Source organism: Pseudoalteromonas rubra (genome assembly GCF_005887095.1).
GTDB classification, from domain to species: Bacteria; Pseudomonadota; Gammaproteobacteria; order Enterobacterales; family Alteromonadaceae; genus Pseudoalteromonas; species Pseudoalteromonas rubra_E.
Genome location: NZ_PNCI01000036.1, coordinates 25,416 through 35,431 on the forward strand (window position 1 = coordinate 25,416; position 10,016 = coordinate 35,431).

The following is a 10,016-nucleotide window of genomic DNA, read 5'->3' on the forward strand; positions in this document are numbered from 1 at the left end:
GTCTCGGCCCCTTTTTTCAAATAGTAAAACCCCTTTTAATATTGAGAAACTGGCATGGCAGATAAAACACTACAGTTAGCGCTCAGAGTTGTTGCTGAAGCAACCGGCAAACAAAATATCGAGCAGCTCGTAACTGAGTTGCGACATATCGAGCAAACGGCTGAAAATGCAGCCCCGGCCACTGAGCAGTTGGCCAGCCAGTTTGATAGCGCCGCCACCTCAGCCACAAAAACCAGTACGCAGGCCGGTGAGCTTGCCAACGAACTGGATAAACTCGGTGATCAACAAGACGCTATCCGCAGTTTTGAGCAATCCAGAACCGAGCTGGACCAACAGGCCATAGCAACGGCAGCAGCCACCCAGGCACTGGAAGAGTTTCGGCGCGAAACCAAAAGTGCCAGTCAACCTACCGACGAGCTAACGCGCACTATTGAGCAGGCAGAAAAGTCGCTGGCTGAGATGCGTGACGAGCTGACCAGGCAAACAACAAAACATGCGGCGCTACAGCAGGAGCTGCGACGCTCCGGCATAGATGTTAATAACCTCAAGGTCGCCAAGCGCGAGCTGGGTGCCCAGTTTAATAAAGCCGGAAAAGCCGTTGATGGATTTACGCAAGATCTAAAACAAGGTAATGCAGCCCAGCAGGCACACGCCGCCAGCCTGAGCAATGTGGCTGGCAAAGTCGCAGCACTGGCTACCGCATATTTCGGCCTAGATCAGGTTGGCCAGGCCGTTCGCAGTGTCTTCGAAACTGGCGATAAGTTCGAAAAACTCGGCGTACAGATGACCGGGCTCATGGGCAGCATTGCCGGTGGTGAAAAGGCCACTCAGTGGATTGCTCAATTTACCAAAAACACGCCGCTACAGCTGGGTGAAGTATCTCAGGCATTCGTAAAGCTTAAAGCTTTTGGATTGGACCCAATGGATGGCACGCTACAAGCCATCACAGATAGCGCGCTGAAACTCGGCGGCGGCTATCAGGAAGTCGAGGGGATCAGTCTTGCCCTGGGCCATGCCTGGGCCAAGCAAAAGTTACAAGGAGAAGAGATCCTCCAGCTGGTCGAACGTGGTGTGCCAGTCTGGGATATGCTGCAAAACGTCACCGGCAAAAATGTGGAAGAACTCCAGAAGCTGGCCAGCGCAGGTAAACTGGGTCGTGACGTTATCAAGCAATTGATTGATGAAATGGGCCGCACCAGCGCCGGTAGTGCCGCTGCACAAATGGCCCTGTTCAGCGGCCAGGTTTCCAATGCAAAAGACAACATTGAGCAATTCTATAATCTGATTGCTCAGTCCGGTGCTATGGACTGGCTCAAAGCGCAGCTCACAGAATTAAACACCCAGTTTGCTGAGATGGCCGCAGACGGCCGGTTGCGGGAATGGGCGCAGTCAGCCAGTGACGCCATCGTCAACGCAGGCACGGTCATCAAAAACACCATCACAACACTGTATGAGTTTCGGGAGGAAATCGGTTTTGTGGCCAAAGCCTGGCTGGCATTAAAGATAGGTTCATATTTCAGCAACGTAGTGTCGGGCGCTGTTGCTGCCACCCGCGCATTTACCACATATAAAACAGCCATTACGTCTGCGACCGTTGCCACACAGGTCGCGACGGCGGCAACCACTAAATGGAGAAATGCACTCGGCTTTATTGTTCGTGGTGGTCTTTATACTGCACTCATAAATGAGCTGGTTAATGTGGGTGTTGAGTACAACAACCTCCTGACCATTGAGGCCCAGGTAGAAAAAAGCCGCCGGGCCGCTCAGCTGACAGCCGCAGAGCTGGCTGCCGAGTTCCAGTCCATCAGTGAGAAAACGGGTGTGCTGGTTACGAACATGGAAGAACTTGAAGCGGCCCTGGACAGCGGAACCATTGCCTGGAATGAACAACTGGGTATTTATGAAGGTGTAGCCAAAAAACAACAAGAACTGGCCGAAGCAGCAAAGCAGGCAGCTGAAGCAGAACGCCAGCGTGCTGAGTTTTTAAAACTTACCGTGCCTGAAGCACTTAAAGTCATCGAGACGTTGGAGTCTCAGAGCCAGAGCCTGAGCGGTGTACGCGATGGTGTGGATGGGTTTATACAATCACTCGAATCCGCGCGAACTGCACTACAGGGCGCGGGAGACGAATACTCACAACAAATTTTGCTCATCGACGAACTAAAGGGCAGATTTGAAGCCCATAATGAGAGTCTCGAACGTCAGGCGTATTTATCAAACGACCTGAGTGCAGCTTATAAAAAGTTAGGTCTGGAGAGCAGCGAAGCACTCAAAAAGTCGGCCGCGGAATTACAAGGTGCGTTTGAACTGATCCAGCAAAGTAACGAGCCGATAGCGCTGCAACAGGCTGCATTTTTAAAATGGGCTGATTCGGCAGTCAAGGCTGCCGATGCGACTGGTGAGGTTGTGCCAGCCAGCGTTAAAGCTGCGGCTGCGGCCCTTGGCCTGACCAAGGAGCTGGAAAAACTGATTGAAAAAGCCAACCAGCTCAAACCGGCTACCGATGGCAACAGCGAAGCCGTAGAGCGTTATACCAATGCGCTGAATAAGACCCGCGCGGCCATGGAGAATAACAAAAAAATCCTGGAAAGCTCGACCGCTACAGCCAAGCAAAAAGAAGCTGCTCAAAACGCACTGAATAAACAGTTCGGTATTGCTATCCAGCAAGAAACCGATCTGGCCAAAGTGCGCGAGCTGGAAACCATGAAAGCCAGGGAACTGATGGTTGAACAGCGCAAACTGGAACAGGAACTGGCTCAGCTCAACCAGCAATACAAGACCGGTGCGATAAATGCCCAAGATTACCAGGATAAACAAGACCGGGTGAATGGTGTTCTGAAGGTCGTGAATAATCTGCTGGGTGATGTGAAAAACGCCCAAGATGCCGCCACCAATGCAACTCAAAAAGGCACACAGACAACCGTAGCTGCAACTCTGGCAAATCAGCAACACGTTGATAGTCTCCGCGCACAACAAAGCGCTTTAACAGAAGTTGGCAAAAGTGCGACCCTGGCCGCTGGTGAATTGGAGAGTTACTGGAAAGTCAGCGCCAGGTCGTCTGCTGGGTCATCCAACTCAGGCGGCTATCGAGACGATCGGCCCACCGTCGAAACCATCGTCGATTACAATGAAAAAAATCCTGGCGCGTACAATTTTACGAGCCTAGAAGTTCAGGCTGAGAAAGCCCGCCGGGACAGCGCACAGCTGAGAGACCAACAATATGCCCGATTTGAGCGCGACATTAAAAGGGCTAAATCACGCAATCAGCTCAATGAAATTTACAACAAAATATTTAACCAGCTAAATCACCTGGAACAAGAACAGCGTATAGCCCTGGGCGAATTGATTAAGCAGCAGAAAGAGGCACTAAACAAAGCGCAAACACAAAATTCAGCCGCGCCTTCACCTAGCCCTACGCAAAATGCTGCGTCCGCATCAGTTGCAGCTCCTTCGTCAATTCGCTACAGCCGGATTTACCAATCTCCAGAGAGCTTCAGCCAGACTAACCAACCCCAATCTTCTGACAGTGGCGATTTAGCAGCGGCCGTTAAAGACCTGGTGCAGCTACTCACCAGCCAGCACAGCGGCAAAACCATTAAACTCGACCTGTCTCTCCCAGGTGGCAACCAGGCAGAAATCAGTGCCAATGTCACGGAGCGGGTGCTAAACGAACTAGAAAAACTGAGCCTAGTACAATGATTGAAATAAATGGTACACAACACGAGCAGTTCGTCTGGGTTGATGAGTTCAATTACCAGGCAGTTGCTGAACAATCTGAGCGCGCACTTAATGGCGCTCCCCATATTGAAAAAACAGCTATCCCCGTTGGCCGCCCCATTACGCTCCAAAGCCAACTAGAAAGCGCCACTATATATAAGGCGCTATTTGCTCATGCCACAAGCACGCTGACTGATTTTACTATCACCATACGCGGCACGGTTTACCAGGTAATGTGGAACCACAGCCTGCAACCAGTCACCGGCACCCCTGTTTCTCTGTACTCAGATGCTGAGCCAGATTATTTCCAGGACATAACTTTGAAATTTAAAACGGTGTGACCATGTTAAGAACTGACCTAAAAATTTTCCTGCCAGAACTCCTAGGCAACCAACCTAATGCCGGTGGCCACCGCACAAACACGCCCCTGACAAATGGCAGATTGAACGAAGTTTTTACCGCCATTAGTGATGTGGACTACGCTCGCAGTGCATTTGAGTTAGTCAAACTCTACCCGGCAGTTGCGACCAGTGATGACAGCCGGTTGCAAGACGCCAGAATATTTCTGAGCGACCAACCGGCTGACCCCCTCGTGACGACTTTACTTGTCCAATCCAGTCAGTTACAGGACAGCAGCCTATTACCTGAAATGATGGGTATGTTGGCCACTGCCAAATTCCACGGGTTAGCAACGGCCACTGAAGAGATTACAACCGGAAGTCAGGAGATAAAGATTGATCGAGTGCATGCAAACCTGGCCCCGACCACATCCCGTTGTATCGAGCACACGGGTGTAAAACCACCCGTTGAAACATCCGGCCATCGGATTGTCCGTCAGCAGAGTTACGGCAATCTCTATAACATCAGCATTGATGTACCAGACCTGGTTGCAGGACGCCCATATTTTTACGGCACCTATCAGAAGTATGACTACACTCAGAGAAAGTACGTTACTGAAACGCTGCCTCAGACTGATTTTGAATTAAATGGCACTACCATCACCAATAAAACACAGCTGAGCAGCCCGGTACGATATGGCGAATTTTTTAACCTGCATTATCTTCCCTCTGAGTTTTTCCGATTCCATGATTTTGTTATAGATGGCTCTACTCTGGTACTTGGGCAAGGTGAGCGTGTAGAGCCTAAAACAGTTTGGATTAAAATCCCGAACAGCTACAGCACGATCATCGACAACGGCAAAGGGGAGCTAATCATCGCTGGCCGTCTTGTCGCCACTATTGACTATGATACGGGTGTACTGACCGCTTTGGAGCCCATTGACTTTGATGCTGCTGGGCGTGATTTAGGGGCTATTATCCGAACTAAGCCAACCACTATCCAATCCATACAATTTGCTGTGAGCCAGGATGTGATACCTGAAACGCTGTACATACGCTGCAAGAGCATGCAAGGTACAGACATGAGCGCGTCGAGCGATGCCCAAGGTGTAATCACTGGAAATGGTATAACAGGCTCGTTAAGTAGTAGCTCTGTGATAAACCTGTCATTTGAGATCGACGTACTGCCAGATAGTGTGAGCTACGACTATACAGATCTGATTTATGAGCCAGTGCCAACACCACCAGGGGGGATTGACCGCTCAAAGTTACCAGGCAACGGCATCGTCCCCATTTTCCACGCTAACAACCTGGTTAACATCCAGAGCCGATTGCGGACATCACACCCTAACCTGACTAATGGTCAGGTTATCAATGCCATTATTGACGCTGACTGGGTGGATATCCTGGATGGCAACGGCGCAAGCCTGTACTCTGCAGACGATAGCAATTACAGCTATGACCGCCAGACTGGCGCGATAACCATAAAGCCAGGCATCGCAACATTCACAGCACCGTACGTCATTACGACCATACAATCTGAGCTGGCCATGGTGGCTGATATAGATGCAACCACACTGCAAACACTCATCCCGATTAAACGTACATATCCAGCTGGCTCGACTATATCCAGTGTATACATGTTAGAGGACCTGCAAGCTAAAAGCGTGGACGAAAGGACCCTAGCGGCCTGGCAAAACAATTACGAGGATGTTGGCACACCGGCATCCAACAGCATTAACACAACCCAATATCCCATAGAGCTGACCAATATAGGTTGTATAAGTCAGCGCTGGGCAATCGTATTTACGGGTGATGGATATGATGTGCTGGGAGAGTATGTTGGCAAAATTTACTCAGGGGCTGTGACTGAAGACTGCGCCCCGATTAATCCATTTACGGCGGCACCATATTTCATTTTACGCAAAGAGGCGCTTGGTTCCGGGCTCAATCCTGGAGAGGCGTTTTTGTTTACCACACAGTCAGCTGCGCGACCCGTTATGGCCACCCGGTCAGTTTCGCCTGGCCATTCAAACATTGAGGCGGATAGTTCGACAATCGCATTTTTTGGAGTTTATTAATGACGATACCAGTTAGTGTTTACCGGTGGGACGATGAGTCCGCACCACAGATAATCGAAGGCACACCAAGTGAGTGGTTTAACGTTTTAAAGGCATGTTTAATTGACGGCTATGGCAGTAAGCAAGGCGCTGGCTGGAACCTGATAAGCGAGCGAGTAGACCCGCCACACATGACGTTTCAGAATAGTGGGACCGATGCCTCTGGTGGTTACGTTATGTTTGACAGCCCCGACAACCGAGCAACTGCAATCATTACCGGCCAGACGGCGCTAGACTACACCAGTGACGTTGAGTTTGATCGCACCGGGCGGCAATTCCGCTTTGGCATGTATTGGGGCAGCGCCAATGCAAATCTGGCAATACGCCAGTGGATGATCATTGCGTCAAATACTGGCTTCTACTTTTTTGCATTTTCTGAAGATCAACAAGTTCGAAACTGTATCGGCAGCGAGGTACACAGCTTTTACTTTGTTGGAGATTATAAAAGTACGACCCCCAACGATCCAACTAGGTTTATATCGGCTTCGGGAGACTCAAGAACCGGCTCTCTGAACTACTTAGAGTCACTTGGGGAAATACATTTAGGTTCGAAATCTCTAGGCAAAGTCTATCCATTAGACAGCACTACCACATCACAAGAAATTTGGAGCCAATCAATATTTGGTACTCGACTATCACCAGGTGATCATGCCGCAGATAAACCCGATATCACCGTACTGAGCCCGATCTATTTATTTACTGATAGCACGGCCATTAGGGATGGCGTTTTAAATCAACCATTAACGCCGTGGTGCAGAGGTTATCTACCTGGTTTGTACTCTGCCGCACAATGCGGATATGGGACCGAGATGATGCCGTTTTTTAAAGTTATTGATAATCAGCGCTACTGGTCCGTGCCTTACACACGCGGCAGCAACGCTGGCAGTTGTCTATGGCTGAATACGGAGGCGTGGTAATGCATTTTGTGGCCGTTAGACATATCCCGCCAACACAACCGATCAACGTAGGCTTGTTGCAAATAAACATAGATCCATATGCTTCAAGGCTGCTCATTCTAGACAGGCACACCAATAAGCTGATTGCTGCACTAAAGCCCAACGGCGCACGCGTGCGACGGTTTATGCCTGCACAATATACAATCGACCCAAAGTTGATGGTCATTATGTTGGATGATACTAAAGTGTACAACGCCGCTATAGTTGATCATGTTCAGGCTCAGATAGTAGACCTTGTGACTTTAGACAGTTCAGCATTAATATGACCAAACTATCATTTCTTGCTCCTTACGCTGTCAATTATTCACCGGTCAAAGCGCAATTTGGGCATAGTGAAGAGCAAGCCAATCCCCTTAGATTCACGGAGCCATATAGCGTAAACACTAGCCCTCTAACTATAAGGTTTGAGGGCTCTGATGTTGATACAACTGTTGGTGTATTTACCCAGACAGATTGGGATAGTCAAAAGTCAGTTGGCGTACTGAGTGAAAGTGCTTGGCAATCGAAACGAGTAACCCCGTTTGTTGAGATTGTTTGCCCTGCAATCAGATTAAAAGTCGTGACATACGAGCTGGTTTGTACCTGGCAACCTTCACTGTTTCGCAAAGGCAATGAGGTAGTATATGCGTTCGCACAACTAAAGCCCATCTTTAGCAAAATAACACTGGCTGACACAACCCTATCAAGGGTGTCATCTGAGCTACGTACCATTTGGTCTGCATCAAGCAATATCATGACGACAACCAGTTTTAGTTGGTTCGGCATGCTCGCATCCTCTATTGTAGATACTAACTGGGACTCATCAGCCAGCACGATTGCTACCAAAATCAAAATTGCGTACGCACCACGCGAGCCCGAGTATATTTGCGTCTGGGCCAGCCACCCGCTGCCAGGCATTGTACATATGGCTTTTGAGCAAGCATCCAACCCACCACTAGAAATGCGATTCGAGATCCCTGACAAAATTTGCTACTGGGGGCTGCCTGGGGGCTTAATTCGTTCTGGTGATGATGTCCCGACACTCGACCGAAAAATCCCAATCGAACCGCAAATTCAGAGAGCTTACATCATGCAACCAACAATCACCTGTAAACGCCTATCCGACGATACCGATATATTGATCACCTCATTCAGTCATTCGCTTGAGCGCGGTCAGTTTGCCGCTACCGGCTCCATCCGTTTTTGCAGTCGCATCGACATGGAACGAGCCATAGGCCACGAAATTATCGTTAGCATAAATGGCTATGAATACGTGGTGATATGCGAGCAGCCAAGTACCAGCAACAACTTCAATTCGGCCAGCTACAGCGCCTCGATACGCGGACGCTTTGCTCTGTTATCAACGCCATACGCGCGCGAAACGAATTACACCAACCCGACAGCCAAGACGCTGGCAGGTATTATGTCTGATACCCTGACAAACACCGGCTGGACCATAGACAACCAGATGGTTGATTATGCGATTCCCAAAGGCGCATTTAGCTATAGAGGTCTCACGCCAGCCAGTGCACTTCTGCGGGTAGCGCAAAGTATTGGTGGCATCTTGGATTTCGATGATATCAATAAAACGGTATCGGTCATTCCCGAATGGCCAGTAACGCCTTGGGACACAGATAACGCAGTGTGTGATGTGATACTAAATGACTCTCTGATACTAGAGCATAACACTAGGCAAACAGTGAGCCCTGAACATACAGCTGTATTCGTTAGAGGAGAACAACAAGGCGTAGCATGCAAAGTCAAGCGCACGGGGACACTCGGTGATCAATATGCCTATGACGTGGTTGATTCATTAATAACTGACAATCAGGCAGCTCGTCAGCGCGGGACGTGTGAACTGGCCAGAAGCGGTAGTAAGCAAATATCCGAGATACGTACAAAACTAACAGCGTCATTGCCACCCATTAGGCCAGGTATGCTGATCGGTATTCGATATTCCGATTCTCTATATAAAGCGACCTGTGATAGTGCCAGCATAAGCGCCTCAATCAACGCACAAGGTGCGATTACTGTAAACCAGATCATCAGGGTAGTATCAAATGCCTAGTCTATTAAATCGCCTAGGCGCAGTCCTAGGCGGCACGCGCAGAAGTATCGTTCAAATTATCCAAGTGAACGCAGATGGCACGACACTAGTGCAGCATAGCGATGGAACACAAAGTACCGTTCTGGGTGATAGCGTCGAGAATGGAAGTGCATACATCGAGAATGATCGCATCACAGGCCCAGCGCCGGACCTGCCTTATAGCGAGATTGAAGTGTGATTATTTGAAAAGCCGTTTAAGTATTTTAAAAATGGATTTTTCGCAGTTTTCGCGCAATCAAGCGAAAGTTTTCGCGCGCGGCATCAGCATGGAATGCGTTTATCTCATGTGCTGACAGGGTGAAATCATTGTGCTTTAGGGACTGGATAAATCTGACCAGTTAATTATTCAAAATGGTATTACAGCTTCATCGAGCACTTCTTAATCGCACATAGCAAAAAACCCGCTGCATTTCTGCAACGGGTTTCTTTTATAAGGCCCTGGCGATGTCCTACTTTCACATGGGAAACCCCACACTATCATCGGCGCTATTTCGTTTCACTACTGAGTTCGGCATGGGGTCAGGTGGTTCCAAAATGCTATTTTCACCAGGAAAATCTTTTCTATTTTGTTTTTATTCTTATTAAAATAAATTAGGAGCTTGGCAATGTCCTACTTTCACATGGGAAACCCCACACTATCATCGGCGCTATTTCGTTTCACTACTGAGTTCGGCATGGGGTCAGGTGGTTCCAAAATGCTATTTTCACCAGGAAATTCTGTATGCAAGACGTTTATCAACGTCTCACTAAAATCTGGAAAAGCTTTATTAAATTCTTTTGTCTACTTTAATTCTTAACT

6 protein-coding genes and 2 rRNA genes are annotated in these 10,016 nt (G+C 48.8%); 5 read left to right on the plus strand and 3 right to left on the minus strand.

Going from position 1 to position 10,016, the window contains the following annotated elements:
• The first annotated feature begins 54 nt into the window (after nucleotides 1–54).
• From CWB99_RS15830 to CWB99_RS15845, 4 genes are read left to right on the plus strand one after another with little or no spacing between them, the layout of a single operon-like run.
• Nucleotides 55–3,699 carry a tape measure protein gene (locus CWB99_RS15830; RefSeq protein ID WP_138552789.1) on the plus strand — a complete coding sequence of 1,215 codons (3,645 nt, stop codon included), beginning with the start codon at nucleotides 55–57 and terminating at the stop codon, nucleotides 3,697–3,699.
• Complete coding sequence (locus tag CWB99_RS15835; protein ID WP_138552790.1) at nucleotides 3,696–4,058, plus strand: hypothetical protein; 363 nt, start codon at nucleotides 3,696–3,698, stop codon at nucleotides 4,056–4,058. Before CWB99_RS15830 ends, CWB99_RS15835 begins: the two co-directional genes overlap by 4 nt.
• Nucleotides 4,059–4,060: 2 nt before the next feature.
• Nucleotides 4,061–6,136, plus strand: a complete 2,076-nt coding sequence (locus CWB99_RS15840; protein WP_138552791.1) for a hypothetical protein — start codon at nucleotides 4,061–4,063, stop codon at nucleotides 6,134–6,136.
• Nucleotides 6,136–7,092 (plus strand): hypothetical protein, encoded by a 957-nt coding sequence (locus CWB99_RS15845; RefSeq protein ID WP_138552792.1) that lies wholly within the window; start codon nucleotides 6,136–6,138, stop codon nucleotides 7,090–7,092. Before CWB99_RS15840 ends, CWB99_RS15845 begins: the two co-directional genes overlap by 1 nt.
• 501 nt (nucleotides 7,093–7,593) lie before the next feature.
• Here CWB99_RS15845 and CWB99_RS24620 read toward each other — a convergent pair.
• Nucleotides 7,594–7,896 carry a hypothetical protein gene (locus CWB99_RS24620; protein ID WP_249331953.1) on the minus strand — a complete coding sequence of 101 codons (303 nt, stop codon included), beginning with the start codon at nucleotides 7,894–7,896 and terminating at the stop codon, nucleotides 7,594–7,596.
• Here CWB99_RS24620 and CWB99_RS15850 point away from each other — a divergent pair.
• Complete coding sequence (locus tag CWB99_RS15850) at nucleotides 7,895–9,178, plus strand: hypothetical protein (protein ID WP_249331955.1); 1,284 nt, start codon at nucleotides 7,895–7,897, stop codon at nucleotides 9,176–9,178. The genes CWB99_RS24620 and CWB99_RS15850 overlap by 2 nt on opposite strands.
• Nucleotides 9,179–9,653: 475 nt before the next feature.
• On the opposite strand, the gene rrf (CWB99_RS15860) is transcribed toward CWB99_RS15850, so the two are convergent.
• Both rrf (CWB99_RS15860) and rrf (CWB99_RS15865) read right to left on the minus strand, forming a co-directional pair.
• Nucleotides 9,654–9,768: ribosomal RNA gene (rrf, locus tag CWB99_RS15860) — 5S ribosomal RNA — on the minus strand.
• A gap of 46 nt (nucleotides 9,769–9,814) precedes the next feature.
• Nucleotides 9,815–9,929, minus strand: a 5S ribosomal RNA gene (rrf, locus tag CWB99_RS15865).
• Between the last annotated feature and the right edge of the window lie 87 nt (nucleotides 9,930–10,016).

What these genes read in the sequence shown, in the direction of transcription:
- CWB99_RS15830 (WP_138552789.1), top strand. Translation starts at nt 55, where the DNA reads ATGGCAGATAAAACACTACAGTTAGCGCTCAGAGTTGTTGCTGAAGCA.
- CWB99_RS15835 (WP_138552790.1), top strand. Translation starts at nt 3,696, where the DNA reads ATGATTGAAATAAATGGTACACAACACGAGCAGTTCGTCTGGGTTGAT.
- CWB99_RS15840 (WP_138552791.1), top strand. Translation starts at nt 4,061, where the DNA reads ATGTTAAGAACTGACCTAAAAATTTTCCTGCCAGAACTCCTAGGCAAC.
- CWB99_RS15845 (WP_138552792.1), top strand. Translation starts at nt 6,136, where the DNA reads ATGACGATACCAGTTAGTGTTTACCGGTGGGACGATGAGTCCGCACCA.
- CWB99_RS15850 (WP_249331955.1), top strand. Translation starts at nt 7,895, where the DNA reads ATGCTCGCATCCTCTATTGTAGATACTAACTGGGACTCATCAGCCAGC.
- CWB99_RS24620 (WP_249331953.1), bottom strand. Translation starts at nt 7,896, where the DNA reads ATGCCGAACCAACTAAAACTGGTTGTCGTCATGATATTGCTTGATGCA.